Origin of the sequence: Larkinella humicola, assembly GCF_008727875.1 — a bacterium.
Classification (GTDB): domain Bacteria; phylum Bacteroidota; class Bacteroidia; order Cytophagales; family Spirosomataceae; genus Larkinella; species Larkinella humicola.
This window is the reverse complement of record NZ_VTWS01000001.1, coordinates 1,800,164-1,816,033: the sequence shown is the minus strand read 5'-3', so window position 1 is coordinate 1,816,033 and position 15,870 is coordinate 1,800,164. Positions and strand designations below refer to the sequence as shown.

15 protein-coding genes are annotated in these 15,870 nt (G+C 52.0%); 7 read left to right on the top strand and 8 right to left on the bottom strand.

Annotated elements, in window-relative coordinates; translation table 11 throughout:
* Nucleotides 1–7: 7 nt before the first annotated feature.
* The 5 genes from F0P93_RS07775 to F0P93_RS07755 form a co-directional block, all read right to left on the bottom strand.
* A complete protein-coding gene (locus F0P93_RS07775) occupies nucleotides 8–4,006 on the bottom strand; it encodes a hybrid sensor histidine kinase/response regulator transcription factor (RefSeq protein ID WP_150875750.1) in 3,999 nt (1,332 codons plus the stop codon).
* Nucleotides 4,007–4,319: 313 nt separating this feature from the next.
* Complete coding sequence (gene frr / locus F0P93_RS07770; protein WP_114405972.1) at nucleotides 4,320–4,880, bottom strand: ribosome recycling factor; 561 nt, start codon at nucleotides 4,878–4,880, stop codon at nucleotides 4,320–4,322.
* Nucleotides 4,881–4,990: 110 nt separating this feature from the next.
* On the bottom strand, nucleotides 4,991–5,707 hold the full coding sequence (pyrH, locus tag F0P93_RS07765; protein WP_150875749.1) for a UMP kinase: 717 nt from the start codon (nucleotides 5,705–5,707) through the stop codon (nucleotides 4,991–4,993).
* A 108-nt stretch (nucleotides 5,708–5,815) separates the two neighbouring features.
* Nucleotides 5,816–6,316, bottom strand: coding sequence for an acyl-CoA carboxylase biotin carboxyl carrier protein subunit (locus tag F0P93_RS07760; protein ID WP_150875748.1), 501 nt, complete (start codon nucleotides 6,314–6,316; stop codon nucleotides 5,816–5,818).
* Nucleotides 6,317–6,346: 30 nt separating this feature from the next.
* The gene (locus F0P93_RS07755) at nucleotides 6,347–7,270 is read right to left on the bottom strand and encodes a DMT family transporter (protein WP_150875747.1); all 924 of its coding nucleotides are present in this window, start codon (nucleotides 7,268–7,270) and stop codon (nucleotides 6,347–6,349) included.
* A gap of 268 nt (nucleotides 7,271–7,538) precedes the next feature.
* Between F0P93_RS07755 and F0P93_RS07750 the strand changes: the two genes are divergently transcribed.
* Entirely contained in the window at nucleotides 7,539–8,501 is a 963-nt protein-coding gene (locus F0P93_RS07750; protein ID WP_150875746.1) for a glycosyltransferase family 2 protein, read from the top strand.
* Entirely contained in the window at nucleotides 8,498–9,322 is an 825-nt protein-coding gene (locus F0P93_RS07745) for a glycosyltransferase family 2 protein (RefSeq protein WP_150875745.1), read from the top strand. The genes F0P93_RS07750 and F0P93_RS07745 overlap by 4 nt, the downstream gene beginning before the upstream one ends.
* Before the next feature lie 13 nt (nucleotides 9,323–9,335).
* Here the strand turns inward: F0P93_RS07745 and dusB are convergent, their stop codons facing one another.
* A complete protein-coding gene (gene dusB, locus F0P93_RS07740; RefSeq protein WP_150875744.1) occupies nucleotides 9,336–10,325 on the bottom strand; it encodes a tRNA dihydrouridine synthase DusB in 990 nt (329 codons plus the stop codon).
* Nucleotides 10,326–10,486: 161 nt separating this feature from the next.
* Here dusB and F0P93_RS07735 point away from each other — a divergent pair, with 161 nt between their 5' ends.
* Both F0P93_RS07735 and F0P93_RS07730 read left to right on the top strand, forming a co-directional pair.
* Nucleotides 10,487–11,443, top strand: coding sequence for a CPBP family intramembrane glutamic endopeptidase (locus F0P93_RS07735; protein WP_150875743.1), 957 nt, complete (start codon nucleotides 10,487–10,489; stop codon nucleotides 11,441–11,443).
* Nucleotides 11,436–11,645 carry a DUF2007 domain-containing protein gene (locus tag F0P93_RS07730; RefSeq protein ID WP_150875742.1) on the top strand — a complete coding sequence of 70 codons (210 nt, stop codon included), beginning with the start codon at nucleotides 11,436–11,438 and terminating at the stop codon, nucleotides 11,643–11,645. The genes F0P93_RS07735 and F0P93_RS07730 overlap by 8 nt, the downstream gene beginning before the upstream one ends.
* A 53-nt stretch (nucleotides 11,646–11,698) precedes the next feature.
* On the opposite strand, the gene F0P93_RS07725 is transcribed toward F0P93_RS07730, so the two are convergent.
* Nucleotides 11,699–12,229: a hypothetical protein gene (locus F0P93_RS07725; RefSeq protein ID WP_150875741.1), complete on the bottom strand. Its 531-nt coding sequence runs from the start codon at nucleotides 12,227–12,229 to the stop codon at nucleotides 11,699–11,701.
* 167 nt (nucleotides 12,230–12,396) lie between these two features.
* Here F0P93_RS07725 and F0P93_RS07720 point away from each other — a divergent pair, with 167 nt between their 5' ends.
* Nucleotides 12,397–13,230 carry a phosphatidate cytidylyltransferase gene (locus tag F0P93_RS07720; RefSeq protein WP_114405962.1) on the top strand — a complete coding sequence of 278 codons (834 nt, stop codon included), beginning with the start codon at nucleotides 12,397–12,399 and terminating at the stop codon, nucleotides 13,228–13,230.
* Between the two features lie 91 nt (nucleotides 13,231–13,321).
* Nucleotides 13,322–14,053: a carboxypeptidase-like regulatory domain-containing protein gene (locus tag F0P93_RS07715; protein WP_150875740.1), complete on the top strand. Its 732-nt coding sequence runs from the start codon at nucleotides 13,322–13,324 to the stop codon at nucleotides 14,051–14,053.
* Nucleotides 14,054–14,194: 141 nt separating this feature from the next.
* Here the strand turns inward: F0P93_RS07715 and F0P93_RS07710 are convergent, their stop codons facing one another.
* Nucleotides 14,195–14,974 (bottom strand): UDP-2,3-diacylglucosamine diphosphatase, encoded by a 780-nt coding sequence (locus F0P93_RS07710; RefSeq protein WP_150875739.1) that lies wholly within the window; start codon nucleotides 14,972–14,974, stop codon nucleotides 14,195–14,197.
* Between the two features lie 112 nt (nucleotides 14,975–15,086).
* On the opposite strand from F0P93_RS07710, the gene F0P93_RS07705 reads away from it, so the two are divergent.
* Entirely contained in the window at nucleotides 15,087–15,863 is a 777-nt protein-coding gene (locus tag F0P93_RS07705; RefSeq protein ID WP_150875738.1) for a hypothetical protein, read from the top strand.
* Nucleotides 15,864–15,870 lie beyond the last annotated feature (7 nt).

The window sequence follows — 15,870 nt, the reverse complement described above, 5'->3', positions numbered from 1 at the left end:
GATTCGCTCAGGACTGGGCGGCAAACGCGCGGGGTGTGACCCGGTAAAGCTCCCGGAAGCATTTGCTGAAATAGGCCGGACTCTCGAAACCCACCTGATAGGCCGTTTGATTGACACTCTGGCCCGACCGCAACAATTCGGCGGCCCGTTTGAGCCGGTAATTGCGCAGCAGATCATTCGCCGACAGATCGGTCAGGGCTTTGACTTTCCGAAACAAGGTGGTTCGGCTCATGCCCAGTTCCATCATCATCTGCTCACTGCCAAAACCGGAATCGCTCAGGTTCGCGTCCAAAAGGGAATACAGTTGCGTCAGAAAAGGATCGTCGGATTCGACGGCGGGTTGGGAGGGGGGCGGGTTCGGATCACTCAAACTTTTCCGTATCCACTCGCGCTGCCGCTGTTTGCTGGCCAGTTGGTTGCGAACCCGGAGTTGAAGTTCGGACACCTGAAAGGGCTTGGTCAGGTAATCATCGGCTCCCAGCGCCAGACCAGCCAGCCGGTTTTCAACGGAGGCTTTGGCCGTCAGCAGAATGACCGGAATGTGACTGGTCCGCAGGTCAGACTTCAACTGACCACACAGGGCAAAACCGTCCATGCCAGGCATCATCACATCCGAAATAAGGAGGTCAGGCATGTGTTCCAGTGCCTGTTCCAGGCCATCATGGCCGTTGACGGCTCGCCGGATGCGGTAGTGTTCCGGCAAACTGTCGGCAATAAACCGGGCTAACTCCTCATTGTCTTCCACGATCAACACACGCGGTTCGACGGATGTGTCGTCGGCACGCCCGTCATCGGCCCCGATGGACTCCGGCAGGGTGCTGTCCGGTGATGCGGTTGGCGGTTCTGCCGGTCGATACGGCAACAGCACCGTAAACGTAGTGCCCTGATTGGGCTGGCTTTCGACGGAAATCTGACCACCCTGCAACTGAACCAATTCCTGAACCAGGGCCAGGCCGATCCCTGTACCGGGCGTTGCCGCCGAATCATTGATCTGGTAGAAGCGGTCAAAAATGTGAGGGAGATGTTCGGCCGGAATGCCAATGCCGGTGTCGGCCACCGTGAGCCTGATCTGACCGGATGCGGTTTCCAACAAAACGCTAATCGAACCGGTTTTGGTGAATTTCAGCGCATTGGCCGTCAGGTTATTGACGATCCGTTCCAGTTTTTCGGCATCGAACCAGTAATCGCCCTCGACCTCCGAACGAAACGTCAGGTTCAGGCCCAGGCCCGCTGCCTGGTCGCTAAAGGGGGGCAACCACTGCCGGATGAATTCGGTAAGATTTCCCCTGGATTCGTGGACGGGCATAACGCTGGCTTCCAGCTTCGATAAATCCAGCAGTTGATTGATCAGCCTCAGGAGTTGATGGGCATTCTGCCCGATGGTTTGTAGTCGTTGGCGGTTTTTAGGTTCCGGATTCTCACTCACCATCTGTTCGGTCGGCCCCAGGATCAGTGTCAACGGTGTCCGAAACTCGTGGGTGATGTTGGTAAAGAAATTGGTTTTGATCGCATTCACCGCCCGAAGCTGGTCGGCTTCTTTCTGCCTGAGTTCGATTGTCTGATTTAATCGCAGCCGATTCAGGTAGAGTTGCAGCAAGCCCCAGGCTACGCCCAAACCGATCAGAAAATACAGACCAAAAGCCCACCAGGTGGCCCAAAAGGGTGGTTCGATCCGAATCGCCAGAACACGAACATGATGGCTCCACCTACCGGATGTGTTCGATGCATTAATCATCAATACGTAATCACCCGATGGCAGATTGGTATAGATGGCTTCGGGCCGGTCTGTTAACTTCCAGTTGGGTTCCAGCCCTTTCAACCGGTACCGATACCGGTTTTTGTTCGGCTGATTGAATTGCAGGGCCGCAAACTGAACCGTCAGGTAGTTCTGGTTATAATCCAGGGTAAGTTGATTCGTGGCCTGAATGGGCAACGTACCCAGAATGGATCGATCATTGGAAGAAGTGGTAGCCGATCCGAAGGCTCCCGGACTATCCGGCTGGATGACCTGGTTGTTGACTTCCAGTTCGGTCAGTTCAACCACAGGTTCAAAGGCATCCTGGCCGATCTGCCGGGGATCAAAACCGGTGAAACCTTCCAGTCCGCCCATCAGGATTTTCCCGTCCGGAAACTGGACATAATGCGACCGGTTAAACTCGTCGGCCATGATGCCGTCATCCCGCGTAAAGGTTTGCGTCGTGAACGTCCGGCGATTCATCCGGCAAAGCCCTTTATTAGTGCCCATCCATAAATACCCGTACCGATCCGGTTTTGCCGAGTAAATCACATTATTGGGCAGGCCGTTGGACTTGGTAAACCGGCGAAATAGCCCCGTTCGTTTATCAAATGAACATAATCCACTGCCAAAGGTGCCCAGCCACAACACATTGGGGTCGTCTGGATCGGACGACAGGCAGTAGAGCGAATTGCTGCTTAACGAGCTTGCATCGCCAGGGCGGTTGACAAACTGCCGGATTTGACCTGTCCGGCGGTCAACCTGATATAACCCATTGGTCTGACTGGCCAGCCAAAGGGCCTGCTCATCGGCCACTACTTCGGTAATTCTGTTGTCAAGCTGAACCGCGATCGGGTATTGGAACCGGGTCCATTGCTCCCTGCTCTCATCAAACCAGAAAGCGGAGGAGCCGTTGATCGCCCAAACGCGACCCTGTGAATCAGTCGTCATCGGACAGGGAATAGAAACCGGTGTTTCCCAGCGAAAGGAAATCGGCAGCGGAAAATGCTCCGTCCGGCCTGTTTTCCGATCCAGCCGGTAGAGGTCCGAAGTACCGACATTAAACCAGAAGCGTCCCAACCGATCGAAGGTCGATCGAAAATTATAGCTGCTCAAACCGTTCAAGGTGGCTAGAGCCGCTGGGGAAACCGGGGGCAGTCCCAGTGAGTCGTTGGTAAGCAGATCCTGATAAAAACTCTGGCGGTAGGGCCGTTTCTGAAAGGGGTTGGGCTGTAGATCGTAGGTACGGATACCTGCGCCAACGGTGCCCACCCATAACACATTGGTTCGATCGATGATCAATGCGCGACACGCATCGTTGGGCTGTTCCCAGCGGGTTATGACCTGGACGCCCTGCTGGTCCGTAAACCGAAATAAAATGTTATTCTGTTGGAAATAAACCGTTCCTTCCTGGTTGATGGCGACGTGCACAACATGTAGCTCGGTTCCCTGAACCGGCAACCGGTAGGAACGCATCTGGCCCGTACGGGGTTGTCGCAGGGTAAGGTAGTGCTGGGAGAAGAGCACAAGCTCTCCGGTTTTTGGCCGGCAACGTACGGCAGCATACCCATTCTCAGGCATCGACTGGGGATTACCCGGCTGGTGCCGCAGGTGCGTAAAACCAAGCGTGCCTTCCTCGAAGCGATCCAAACCGTTTGCTGTAGCCAGCCAGATGGTTCCATCCGCTCCTTCCGACACGTCATACACGGCATCGCTGCTGATCGATGCGGCCTGCAGGGGCTGGTGACGAAACCAGTGGCCCTGTTTCCTGGCAACGTCCCAGCAAATGACGCCCTGCCCATTCCTTAGCCAGAGTCGATCCTTTTGGTCAATGAATAACGTAAATCCCATACCGGGTTTGACCAATCGGCGAAAAGCGGGTTGCCTTGAAAAATTGGTAAAGGTTTCGGTGCGTGGGTCGAAGATATCGATATCCTTGCGCTCGGAAACAACCCAGATGCGTCCGTGCCGGTCCAGTTCGATTTGATCCAGCCCGACAAAGGAAAGGGAGGGCCGCCCGTCGGGGTCGGGTTGAAAGACCTTGAATCGCTGGCCATCGTAGCGGCAGAGTCCATCGCGGGTGGCGGCCCAGATAAAGCCCTGACGATCCTGAACAATCGATGGCACAAAGGCCTGCGGTAATCCCTGCCGGTCCGTAATGAGGCCGGGTTGAGGAAGGCGAAAAGGCTGCGCCCACAGCCAACCGGATGTCGGCAGCAGGCTGAGCCAAAAGAAGGTAAGTCGGACAGGGAACGATCTAAAGAAATGCAAAACGGCTGTCAGGGTCAGGCTTATTTTTCAAAATATAACCATTTATTCATGTACCGATTTGAATGAACAGTAACTTTTATGTAACTATTTTGAATTAGTTATGGCTTTAACTCCTTGAGAAAAAATTATAAATGCAGATTTTCGACTGGTTTAGGCGGAAAGTGGAGGGAAGAACGGGGGATTAAAATTGGTTTAAAGCACAAAAACCGCAAGGTGAAGACATTACCCCTTAAAACGCTAAAGGGGCCGACGGCCCCTTTAGCGTTACGAATGAATCAGTTGACGTGCTGGAGTTAGCGCACGCTCGGCGGACCTAAACCACCATGATATCCTTTTCCTTGGCGGCAAAAATGTCGTCGATTTTGGCGATGTGGCTGTCGGTGAGTTTCTGAACTTTTTCTTCACCTTTCTTCACCTCATCTTCCGAAACGCCTTCCTTGGTCAATTTGCGGATGCCTTCGTTGGTGTCTTTCCGGATGTTGCGGATGTTGACCTTGGCTACCTCGATTTCGGCCTTAACCTTCTTCACCAGATCCCGGCGACGTTCTTCGGTCAGGGCGGGAATGTTCAGCCGGATGTTTTCACCGTCGTTGGTCGGTGACAGGCCGAGGTTACTGTTTCGGATGGCTTTCTCGATTTCGCCGATCATCTTTTTTTCAAACGGCTTGATGGCGATGGTTCGGGCGTCGGGGGTGGTGACGGAAGCGACGTTGTGGATGGGAGAATTCATGCCGTAATACTCCACCTGAAGGCCGTCCAGCATCGAGGGCGACGCTTTGCCCGCCCGAATTTTGGATAATTCGATATTCAAATGTTTCAACGCCTTTTCCATCGTATCCCGGGCGTCCTCGAGATATAGCTCAATCTCTTCCATTGTTTTATAAAAATGATGAATTATGGACGATGAAGGGGCCGCCCGCGCGGTGATGAATGCATCGTTTTGTACATTCCTTGTTCAACGTTCATAATTCATCGTTCATCATTCTATCCGGTAATCAGTGTCCCGATGTCATCTCCTTCGACCAGCCGGATCAGGTTGCCGGCTCCGTTCATGTCGAAAACGATGATGGGGAGGTTGTTTTCTTTGCATAACGTAAAGGCCGTCAGGTCCATCACGTTCAGTTTCTTTTCGTAAACGTCCTGAAACGAAATGGTGGTATACCGGGTGGCGGTTTTGTCCTTGAACGGATCGGCGGTGTAGACACCATCCACTTTGGTTCCTTTCAGCACCACATCTGCTTCCACTTCGATGGCCCGAAGGCTGGCGGTGGTGTCGGTGGTGAAGTAGGGATTGCCCGTTCCGGCACCAAAAATGACGATGCGGCCTTTTTCGAGGTGACGGACGGCCCGGCGACGGACATATGGTTCGCAAACCTGTTCCATCTTGATAGCCGACATCACGCGCGTATACAAACCGTGTTGTTCGAGCGAACTCTGGATGGCCATGGCGTTAATGACGGTGGCCAGCATGCCCATGTAGTCGCCCTGAACGCGGTCCATTCCACTGCGTTCGCCCTGGATTCCCCGGAAAATGTTGCCTCCGCCGATGACGATGGCAACCTGAACGCCCATCTCAACTACTTGCTTGATTTCCAGACTATAGGCTTCCAAAACCGTTGGATCGATGCCGTACCCTTTTTCTCCGCTTAAAGCTTCTCCACTAAGCTTGAGCAGAATGCGTTTATATTTTAGTTGAGTCATGAAGGAAAGTTTGGCGACAAATATAGCAAAAGTTAAGAGTTAAGAGTGATGAGTTAAGAGTTGACTGCCGCATTTATCGGATAACTCTTAACTCATCACTCTTAACTCTTAACTGAATTCGACTAGAACCTGGTTTTTCTCGACGGTTTGACCCCGGCTGATCCGGACGGTTTTGATGGTACCATCGGCAGGGGACTTGATGACGTTTTCCATTTTCATGGCTTCCAGAATCAGGATCGTGTCGCCTTTCCGGACCGTGTCGCCGGGTTGAACGCTGAGGCTCAGAATCAAGCCGGGCATGGGGGCTTTGATGTCGTTGATTTTGGTCAGGCTGGCCGTGCTCATGCCCATTTGTTCCAGGAGCAGGTCGAAGCGGTCTTTCAGGGCGATCTGGTGAATCGACTGGTTGATTTTTATCGTAGCAGTTTTTTCTGTCGGGTTCAGATCGAGTAGTTCCGCCGTATACGAACGATTCTGGTACAGGATGTGGAACATCCGGTCGTTCAGCCGGGCCAGATCCCACGTTAGGGGCTGACCATTCAAAACCGGAAGATCACCGGAAAAATCAATTTCAAACGAGGGCTGATCGTTAACGGAAGCACGAAACATGGGTAGCAGGGTTAAGAAGTAGGGTATCGCTTACTTTTTATTGATCAAATATACACCCAACAGGCAAATTCCCATACCGGCTACCTGCGGCCAGTGAAGCGGTTCGCCGTCGAAAAGACCCCAAAGTACGGCCACTACCGGAATGAGGTACGTCACGGTGGAGGCAAAAACGCCGGAAGTGAGTTGAATAATCCGATTAAAAAGAATGGTGGCAAAGCCGGAACCGACCATACCGAGCGTAAGCAGCATCAACAAAGCAGGCGTTGACCCCGGAGCGGCCACCCGGGTCGGGAAGTCGGTGGTGGCCAGCCCGAGCAGGGCAATGGGACCCACCATCGCGAAGGTCGATGCGGTCGAGAGCAGGGCGGGCAAGTCACTCAGATACCGGGAAACAATGTTGATGTTGAAACCGTAACAAAGCGTGGCCAGGACAATCAGAAACGCATAGCCGTTGAAGGAAAAGGAACCCGTGGCGCTGAAAAAAACCAGAAAGACCGATCCGGCAAATCCCAGCAGAATACCGCCGACCTGAACGAGTTTGGCCCGTCCGCGAAACAGAATGACCCCGATCAAAAACGTAAACAATGGACTGAGGGCATTCAGCGTCCCGGCCAGCGAACTGTTCAGGTGTGCCCCGGCGGTGGCAAACAGAACGGCGGGGATCAGGTAGCCGAGCATCCCCGAACCCAGCAACGGAAGCCAGCGATCACGCGGAAACTTTTTTCCCAACATGATCAGATAGGGCAGAAAAAAGAGAAAAGCCAGAAAAATCCGCCCCGTTCCGACCTGCATTGGCGAGAAAACGCCCAGACTATGTTTAATCAGAATGAAGGAAGTCCCCCAGATCAGAGCCACCAGAATGAGCAACAGCCAGGCCAAAAGCCGGCGATTGGAGGGAGTAGTGGGAGTGGACGCACTGGCAGAAGGGGAACGCTCGGTAAATGGTTTCGTCATACTCTAAAAACCACCGGTCAAGGCTATTTGGTTCTGCTTAATGGTAAAAAGTTTCGCAGGTAAATAATTGAAAACGAAACCATTATGGATTAATTTGGTTTATTTAAAAATACTGCCTGCCGGTATGCCGCAACGCTGTTCAACTATTTCGCGTAGTAGAATGCAACGCTACTTGACTGATTCCTGTCCTGATCTGTAGTGCCCCATCTCTAAAAAGATCGTGAAACCGGTAACATGAAGCTACCAACCTCTCTAGCTCGGATTGGGTATGAAACTGTCGGTTATAATTCTGAATTACAACTCCAGCTGTCACACGCTGGAATGTGTCAATTCCATACAAAGACAAACGCAACTAAATGACTACGAGGTTGTTGTTGTTGATAATGGTTCGCAGGCTGTCGATTTCGATCGGCTGTATTCCCTCACCGGTCAACCGTTTCTGAAAGTGATTCGGAGTCGGGTCAATCTCGGTTTTGCGGGGGGGCTTCAACTGGGTTTGCAGGTGGCCGATCCGTCATCGGCCTACTATTTCTTTCTGAACAACGACTGTTTGCTGCTGGACGATGTCTGCACCCGGTTGTATGCGTTCATGGAAAACAATAAAGCAGTGGGGGTTTGCACGGGGCAGGCTGTCAACCGGACCGATGACCTTGAACCGTCGTTCAATTATTATCCCTCGTTGAGCGGAAACTTGCTGGGCCATGGGTTGATGCGCTGGTTTACTCCGGCGGACTACCTGCCTCGCCGGCAGAAATACCGGGAACCGGTGCCCGTTCCGGTGGTGACAGGCAGTGCGCTCTTTGTGCGGGCTACGGCATTCTGGCAGGTGGGGGGCTTCGATCCGGCGTTTTTTCTGTATTGCGAAGAAGAAGATTTGTGTCGGCGGTTGCGGCAGCGGGAGTGGAAGGCAATGCTGATTCCGGACGTCCGGTTTCGGCACCTGGGGGGCGGAAGTACCCGGCGGAATCTGCTGATTGAAAAAGAATACTACATTTCTCTTTTCTATTATTTCCGTAAAAACGAGAATGTGATCAAACAACTCCTGCTTCAACTTTTCTATACGCTGAAAGTGGGCAGGAAGGCTTTTCGGAGTACGCATTTTGCCCAACTGGCCTGGTTCATTCTGCGGGGAGCCCCTGGTCGCGAGAGCCTTCGGTATCGCCAGGGATTTCCGGTGATGGCCAGCCAAACCACAGATCATCAGCCCACCCCTTCACTGCTATCCCTATGAAAATGCCCGCCAAAGCCCCCCTTTCTGTTGTCATCATTACTCTGAACGCCGAAAGAACATTAAAACAGGCGCTGGAGTCGGTTGTGGAGTGGGTCGATGAAATCATTGTAGTTGATTCGGGCAGCACCGATGCCACCCTAACCATTGCCAGCCAGTACCAATGCCAGGTCACCTACCGCAAGTTCAGCGGTTTTGGACCGCAGAAGCAATACGCGATCGATCAGGCCAAAAATGATTGGGTGCTCGTGCTCGACGCCGATGAAATCGTGACGGAGCAGCTTGCCAGCGAAATGGCCGCCTTGTTTGTCAGCGGAGAACCGGCTCATGCGGGATATACACTGCCCCGTAATCTAATTTTTCTAGGGCGCGTGTTGCGGCACAGCGGACAAAACCGCCAGCCGGTGTTGCGGCTTTTCAACCGGCATTTTGGTCGCATGACACCCGTTCCCGTTCATGAGTCTGTTCAGGTGCAAGGTCCCATTGGTCAGCTTTCAGGGATTCTGATTCACTACAGCTACGGCTCGTTGCACGACTATGTGCTGAAAATGAACCACTATACCACGCTGAGTGCTGAAGAAATGGCCTTGCGGCACAAAAAAGCCAACATCCCGCTTCAGGGGGTGCGATTCCTGTTTACATTTCTGAAAATCTATTTTTTCAAGGGCGGAATGCTCGATGGCTATCCGGGTTTTGTGTGGGCGTTGTTATCGGCGGTTTATCCGGTAATCAAGTACTCAAAATTGCAGGAATTGCACGATACCGACGAAAAGCCCAAAACCAAACCGGTTTTGGCTTTCGACCAGACACCCGGTTTTCGCTAAATAGAAACGCTCGTTAAACCGTTTCGACTTCATATATTTCCGTGATTTCGTCCAGAATACCGGCAATTTCTCCGTAGGTATCCGCCTGCACGAGCCGGAGCCGGAACGGTTTGAAATTCTCTAACCCCTTGAAGTAGTTGGTATAGTGCCGGCGCATTTCGAAAATGCCGGTTTTTTCCCCTTTCCAGCGAATCGAAAAGTCAAGGTGTTGCTTGCAAATGGCCACCCGGTCGGCAAGGGTTGGAGCTGCCAGGTGTTCGCCGGTTCGGAGGAAATGCTTGATTTCATTAAAGATCCAGGGGTAGCCAATGCTGGCCCGCCCAATCATAATCCCGTCGACGCCGTACTGATTTTTGTATGCCAGCGCTTTTTCAGGGCTATCGATGTCGCCGTTGCCGAAAATCGGAATCGTAATGCGGGGGTTTTCTTTCACCCGACCAATGAGCGTCCAGTCGGCGTCGCCCTTGTACATTTGCACCCGGGTCCGACCGTGTACCGTAAGAGCCTGAATACCAATATCCTGCAACCGTTCGGCCACTTCCATGATGTTCCGGGTATTGTCGTCCCAGCCCAGGCGGGTTTTCACCGTGACGGGCAGATGCGTGGCTTTCACGACGGCTTCGGTCATTTTCACCATCTTCGGAATATCCTGCAACAAAGCCGCTCCCGCACCCCGGCACGCTACGTTTTTGACCGGGCAGCCGTAATTGATGTCGATCAGATCCGGGTTGGCGCGGCTTGCAATTTCGGCGCAGGCCCGCATCGTTTCGATATCCGACCCGAACAACTGAATCCCGATGGGGCGTTCGTATTCAAAAATGTCCAGTTTCCGGACGCTTTTGGCTGCGTCGCGAATGAGTCCTTCCGACGAAATGAACTCCGTATACATCAAATCCGCCCCATTGGCCTTGCACACCGCACGGAACGGCGGATCGCTCACATCCTCCATCGGAGCCAGCAGCAGGGGAAAGTCTCCCAGTTCGATTGTGCCAATTTTAACCATATAGCGCTAACAATGCGTTTTCAAAAGATGTTCGCCAACCGGTCATGTTTTCAGACGTGCACCGGTCAGGTTTTCAAAACCTGACCGGTGTGAGCCGATTCTATAAAAAACCGGTGCGGTTTTGAATTCCTGACCAGTTTGGGCGTAAATTTACAGCAATTATGGAAGACTTCCGCCTGACTCCTTCGTCCAATCCCCCCCTGCATCCGTTTCGTAGCCTGTTGGTTCTGCTGGGGTTTGTTTTGCTGGGCATGTCACTGGGCGGTTTACTGGCCGGGGTATTCCTGACTGCCTGGGCATCGGCCAGCGGCAACACCTCCGTGACGGATATTACCGGTATTTTGACGAATCCCGCCGATTATCCGGGGAGCTGGCATTTGCTGATGCTGATTCAGGCCGTGAGCCACCTGTGTTCGTTTCTGCTTCCCTGCGTGTTGTACCTCCGCTGGATCGAACGCAAATCGTGGTCGGAGTTCAATTCCCGGCCTCTGACGGCGGTGCAGTCGGTGGGTTTGGTGGCCCTGCTGACCGTCACTTTCATGCCCTTGAACGGACTGATCATCGAGTGGAATCAAAACATCGATTTTCCAGACAGTCTGGCCGGGCTGGAACAGTGGATGAAACAGAAAGAAGACCAGATTTCCGGCCTGACGACGTTCCTGACCAATTTTAGCTCTCCCCTCGATCTGGTGATTGCATTGGTGGTGATTGCCATCATTCCCGGTATTGGTGAAGAGGTTTTGTTCCGGGGCATGTTGCAGCGAAAACTGGCTCAGTGGACGAGAAATGTGCACGTTGCGATCTGGGTCTCGGCCCTGATTTTCAGTGCGATTCACGTCCAGTTTTACGGGTTTGTCCCGCGAATGTTGCTGGGTGCACTGTTCGGGTATGTCTACGTCTGGTCGGGCAACATCTGGGTTCCTATCCTGGCACATGCGGTAAACAACGGGTTTACGGTATTGATGGTGTGGTTATACCACCGGCAGATGATTTCGGTCGATATTGAAAATACGAATTCGGTTCCTTTGACCGGCGCGTTAATTTCACTACTTTTAACCATAGGTTTTTTAGCTTTTTTTCGAAAAACGAATCAATCGTCGTCCCAACCCTATGTCTGATCAGTGGGAGAAAGTACTGGTGACACCTACCATCTACCGCGCCGAATTGGCAAAAGTGTTGTTAGCCGAGCACGAAATCAATGCCGTTGTTGTCAATAAAAAAGATAGTAACTACCTCCTGGGGAACTGCGAAGTGTATGTGCAGACCGAGGATGCCGCCATCGCTAAAATTTACCTGATTTCGGCGGATCTGGAATATTGAAAAGCGAATGACCAATTATCAACGCAGAGGCAAACCTGTTCGTGATTGGTCATTTATTTTTTGTCATCATTTTTTTTCGCGTAGGAAATCACGGTATAAATGCCCTCTTTGGGTTTACCGGACATTTCAAGGGTCACCACGGTGCGGGCGGTTTCCCAGATGCTCGATCGGCTCAGATGACTCAGCAGAACGGCATCCCCGTAGCGTTCGGGGCGGTCTTTGTAGAGAGGATAGTTCCACGACCAGTAGTCGCCGGAAGGAGGGCCGTAGCGATCCGACAGGGTTTTAACCAGCGTTTGATACTCATCCCAATGTTGTTGGGCGCGGACATGACGGTCGGTGAATATGTAGAGGGCACCGGCGAGCTGATCGTTGACGAAGGCAAATTTCACCGAAGCCGGAAAGTTATAAAACCAGCGCTGACGATACAGAAGGGTGGTATCCGTAATCCGAAAAGGAGCCGTCTGTTCAACGGCCTGAACCTCTTTGCTGCTCATGCCCCAATGGAGGGAGCGAAGGTCATTTTCGGGTTGCGGGTTATTTCCTGTCAATTGAAAAAACAGGCTTAGCAGGACTAGGAGCATACAGGGCAGGGATCGGTGAGTAGAACGCTGGCAAATCCAACTCTAATGATTGAGAAGTGTAAATAAAGTTAAAAATAGACGGAAAGAGAAACCAGGGTAGGAACGAGGTGTTCGTATTTTGTTATTTTCGCCGGATAAACCACCCTGATTTGTAGTTAACTTTCTACATGAAAGAACGTTTAAATCGGATGACGAATCTGCAACAGCGCGTTATTGCTGCGGCTGTCGGCGTCATCATCATCTTATTTGGCATTTGGTATAGTGACTGGACGTTTGCCTTGTTGTTCTGTGCCATTAGTGCGTTGACGCAACTGGAGTTTTATAAATTACTGGGTCTGGATGGCAATCAGCCCCTGACGTATTACGGTACGGCGGTAGGGTGTTTGATTTGTATATTGACGTATCTTATTGAAAAACAGATCGTTGATTACGATAGTTATTTCCTGATCTGTCCGGCGGCATCCATGATTTTTTTGATTAAGCTCTATAAAAAGCGGGATCTAAAACCGTTTACCAACATTGGGTTTACCTTTCTGGGATTGATTTACGTCGCCGTGCCTTTCGCCTTGCTGAATGTGCTGGCCTTGCGGGGTGGCACCTATCATCCGGGTTTGATGCTGGGCTGCCTGGTGCTGTTGTGGGCGAGCGACATCGGGGCGTATTTTGCCGGGACAAAATTCGGTCGACGGAAATTATTTGAACGCGTATCGCCCAAGAAATCGTGGGAAGGAGCGGTTGGCGGAGCCCTGGCGGCTGCGGTTATCGCCTTTTTTCTGACTATTTTTGTCGATGATCTGCGGCCGTGGGAGTGGTACTGTGTCGGCGCCATCATCGTGGTTACGGGAACCTACGGGGATCTGGTCGAGTCGCTGTTCAAGCGCAGCATTGCCATCAAGGATTCCGGTTCGACGATTCCGGGCCACGGCGGTTTTTTAGACCGGTTCGACGGTTTGCTGCTGGCGGCACCGTTTATCATTACTTTTTTGAAACTGTTTGCGTGAAAATGGATGCGGGGCAGCACGGCCAATCCGCGGACATTGATCCCTAAACCTGGACAATACGCCCCTGAGACCGGCGTTTTACAATTAAGACATGAAGACTTCTTTCATACAACTTATTACGATTCTGACCCTTGCGTCGGGATTAATGCTGACTACCAGCCACACCGCGCGGGCGCAGGGGCAGGAAAAACTGATTATGTTTACGGGGATTATTACGGCCGGAAAAACGTCTGAGCCATTGCCGGAAGCCTATATTTCCATTCCACGCGCGGGTCGGGGCGTGTTGTCCAACAGCATTGGGTACTTTGCCATTCCGGTTTTGCCGGGCGACAGCATTGTGTTCAGTTACCTCGGGTTCAAGAAACAGTACCACATCATTCCGCGTCGGCTGGCGGAACAGTCCTATTCGGCGGTGGTGGCGATGCAGGAAGATGTGCAGATGCTGACCGAAGTAAAAGTGTATCCGTATCCAACGGAAGAACTCTTCAAGCAGGCGTTTGTCAACCTGAAACTGCCGGACGAAAAAGAACGGGAAAACATGGCCCGGAACCTCAGCGCCGAATCCATGCAGCGATTGGCAGCTTTGACGCCTATGAGTGCCGCCGGAAATTACCGGTATTACCTGAATCAGCAGTGGTTTGGCCGGGAATCGATAACGGGTCGTTCACAAATGACCACAATTCCTTTTCTGAATCCGTTTGCCTGGGCGAGTTTCATCAAGTCGGTTAAAAACGGCGATTTAAAGAAAAAAGATTTCCGGCAGGAGCTCAACGCCACCCCACCGGAAGGCTTGTCCCGGCAGGATATTCTGAAGAATAATTAAGTTTTCGGTGTACGGTTTTCGCCGGGCTGTCGTTCCTGTGGCTGATGCCTTCCACATTCAATATTTGTTGTTCCATATTTGATATTGAGCATATGGTTTAGCCACCGTAACGAAGGCTCAGCGAAAACCGTATACCGAAAACTACTTCCCTTCGAACGTCAACAACTTTGTGGTTTGTCCGTCAAACCGGGCGTAGGTATTAAGGGTAATCCATTCTCCCAGATTGATATACCGGCTGTTTTCGGTCACTTTCAGGTCCAGCGACAGGTGGCGGTGGCCAAAAATGTAGTAATCATGGTGCTGGATGGCTTCCATTTCCTTGCAATACTGCCAGAGCCACTCCTGTTCATTTCCTCTGAATACATCCGTTTTATGCTGCTCGGCGGCTTTGCGGCTGCGCGACCAGCCATTGCCGAAAAGAACACCGATATCGGGATGAAGCCAGCGGAACAACCACCGGGCCAGTCCATTCTCAAATATTTTTTTGAGCTGCTTATACTTGAAATCGCCAGGCCCCAGGCCATCGCCGTGACCCACCAGGAAATGTTTATCGCCAATCTGGTAGGATTTTGGCAGCCGGTAAACCGGAATCCCCATCTCTTCGGTAAAATAGTCCGCCATCCACATATCGTGATTTCCGGAGAAAAGCTTTATGGTAACACCGGCATCTGACAATTCGGCCAGCTTCCCCTGCAGGCGGGTGAAACCTTTGGGAATCACGTGTTTGTATTCAAACCAGAAGTCAAAGACATCGCCGACCAGAAAAATGGCTTCGGCATCCTTGCTGACCAGGTCAAGCCAGCGAATCACCCGGCGTTCCCGTTCCCGGCTAATGGGGGGCGTAGGCATTCCTAAATGGAAGTCGGAAGCAAAGTAAACGGCTCGGTCCGGCGGGAGCGGTAGGGGTTCAATCGATGGCATGAATATTTTTTCAGGAATACAAAGGTAACACATTGCTTCTTTACCTCCGAAACTCGGATATTGCATTCTCAACGGCGAGACCGTCGATTAACCCACAGTTTGCAGAGATGATATGAAAAATTGGTTTATTGCCTTCATTGGTGTGGTAGGATTCATGGGTGTAGGAGAGGAAGGAAGTCAACGGGTACAGGCTCAGTCGCCCCTGGCGATGGTAGCAGTAACAAAAAATCCACCGGCGGTGGTCGAGAAGTTGGTGTTTGATCGGGTGCTGGTGTATGAACAAACCGATTACAATGGTTCCGTGGTGCGGTATCAGGTTTTATTAAATTCAAAAACCGGTCAGTTCGGTTTCGACCGGAAACTGGCGAATCTGAGTTTTCCGGGGGTGGTAGGTGGCTACACGTTCGTGACGGGCCAGCCCGATGGCAGCTACCGGGTTTACGTGGCCGACAAGTATGAAGGCAAAATTATCATGCGCTACAACGTTGGCAGCGCCTATTATGCCCCCAATCGGGTCGCTGCCTGCCGGAACCGATTCCAGAAGCGCTATCACCCGACCGGTCGCGAAGGAAGTCAATACGGCCTGACTGCGTCCGAATACAAGGCCAGTCTGGGCCGTTCCGACACCGAATGGCTGTGGGTTGCCGAAGTGCCGTTCAATTCGTACCCGTTGTATTTGTTTAACGAGCTGGCGCTGGAAGCCAAACTTCCGGATGCCCACAGCATCAATTTCTCGTCGTCGCTGGCACCCAACGAATTGCTGGTTCAGTCCAAGAAAGAATACTATTCGGAGAAGGTGAACGGAAAACCGGCCACCAGTACCTTGAAACTTATCTTTTTCGGCCCTGCCAACCACTCCTTCGATGTGACGGGGTATAAGTTCAAATAGCATTTAC

Excerpts from the sequence above, each read along its gene's own strand:
- frr (WP_114405972.1), bottom strand. The coding sequence starts at position 4,880 with ATGGAAGAGATTGAGCTATATCTCGAGGACGCCCGGGATACGATGGAA.
- pyrH (WP_150875749.1), bottom strand. The coding sequence starts at position 5,707 with ATGACTCAACTAAAATATAAACGCATTCTGCTCAAGCTTAGTGGAGAA.
- F0P93_RS07760 (WP_150875748.1), bottom strand. The coding sequence starts at position 6,316 with ATGTTTCGTGCTTCCGTTAACGATCAGCCCTCGTTTGAAATTGATTTT.
- F0P93_RS07755 (WP_150875747.1), bottom strand. The coding sequence starts at position 7,270 with ATGACGAAACCATTTACCGAGCGTTCCCCTTCTGCCAGTGCGTCCACT.
- F0P93_RS07750 (WP_150875746.1), top strand. The coding sequence starts at position 7,539 with ATGAAACTGTCGGTTATAATTCTGAATTACAACTCCAGCTGTCACACG.
- F0P93_RS07745 (WP_150875745.1), top strand. The coding sequence starts at position 8,498 with ATGAAAATGCCCGCCAAAGCCCCCCTTTCTGTTGTCATCATTACTCTG.
- dusB (WP_150875744.1), bottom strand. The coding sequence starts at position 10,325 with ATGGTTAAAATTGGCACAATCGAACTGGGAGACTTTCCCCTGCTGCTG.
- F0P93_RS07735 (WP_150875743.1), top strand. The coding sequence starts at position 10,487 with ATGGAAGACTTCCGCCTGACTCCTTCGTCCAATCCCCCCCTGCATCCG.
- F0P93_RS07730 (WP_150875742.1), top strand. The coding sequence starts at position 11,436 with ATGTCTGATCAGTGGGAGAAAGTACTGGTGACACCTACCATCTACCGC.
- F0P93_RS07725 (WP_150875741.1), bottom strand. The coding sequence starts at position 12,229 with ATGCTCCTAGTCCTGCTAAGCCTGTTTTTTCAATTGACAGGAAATAAC.
- F0P93_RS07720 (WP_114405962.1), top strand. The coding sequence starts at position 12,397 with ATGAAAGAACGTTTAAATCGGATGACGAATCTGCAACAGCGCGTTATT.
- F0P93_RS07715 (WP_150875740.1), top strand. The coding sequence starts at position 13,322 with ATGAAGACTTCTTTCATACAACTTATTACGATTCTGACCCTTGCGTCG.
- F0P93_RS07710 (WP_150875739.1), bottom strand. The coding sequence starts at position 14,974 with ATGCCATCGATTGAACCCCTACCGCTCCCGCCGGACCGAGCCGTTTAC.
- F0P93_RS07705 (WP_150875738.1), top strand. The coding sequence starts at position 15,087 with ATGAAAAATTGGTTTATTGCCTTCATTGGTGTGGTAGGATTCATGGGT.